Origin of the sequence: Mesorhizobium sp. M4A.F.Ca.ET.020.02.1.1 (assembly GCF_004022645.1) — a bacterium.
Taxonomy (GTDB): Bacteria; Pseudomonadota; Alphaproteobacteria; order Rhizobiales; family Rhizobiaceae; genus Mesorhizobium.
Genome location: NZ_RZOI01001298.1, coordinates 1 through 710 on the forward strand (window position 1 = coordinate 1; position 710 = coordinate 710).

Sequence of the window (710 nt, forward strand, 5' to 3'; positions counted from 1 at the left end):
AGCTGGACCAGGATTACCGGCAGACCATGTGGTAGCCTCGGGCACGATTCGCCCGGACAGTTCCCGCTTGCTCAACATCTTTGCCATTTCCGGCAGCCTGCGCGCCGCCTCGACCAATTCGGCGCTGCTCGCGGCGCTGGCTCAAAACGCGCCGGCCGGCTCCCGCGTGACCCTCTATGACGGACTTGGCCGGCTGCCGATCTTCAACCCGGACGACGAGGGCGAGCGCACGCCACCGGAAGCGGCAGCGCTGATCGAGGCCGTCACGGCGGCCGACGGCGTCATCGTCTCCTGTCCGGAATATGCCCATGGCGTGCCGGGCGGTCTGAAGAACGCGCTCGACTGGCTGGTGTCGCGCGACGCCGCCGTCGCCAAGCCGGCTATGTTCGTGCATGCCTCGCCGCGCTCGCTCTATGCGCGCGCCGCCCTGGCCGAGATCATGCGGACGATGTCGTTCGCGCTCCGTGAAGAAGCGGCGCTGGAAATCGCGCTGCTGGGCAAGAAGCCGCCGGAGATGGAGGCGATCCTGGCGGAGCCTGCGAACCGGCTGGCGATGAACGAGGCGCTCTCGGCCTTCGCCGGCTTCATCCGCTCGCGATGACACCGGCCGGGCCCATCGCTCAATACGTCTTGGCGCCGTTCACCATCAGCCAGACCACATAGAGCGAGGTGGTGCCGGCGATGTAGAGGCGGTTGGGCCTGGGGGCGCC

The 710-nt window shown here is 68.2% G+C and carries 1 protein-coding gene; it reads left to right on the plus strand.

Annotated elements, in window-relative coordinates; genetic code table 11:
• The first annotated feature begins 67 nt into the window (after positions 1-67).
• Positions 68-601 (plus strand): NADPH-dependent FMN reductase, encoded by a 534-nt coding sequence (locus EN742_RS36755; protein ID WP_126057438.1) that lies wholly within the window; start codon positions 68-70, stop codon positions 599-601.
• Positions 602-710 lie beyond the last annotated feature (109 nt).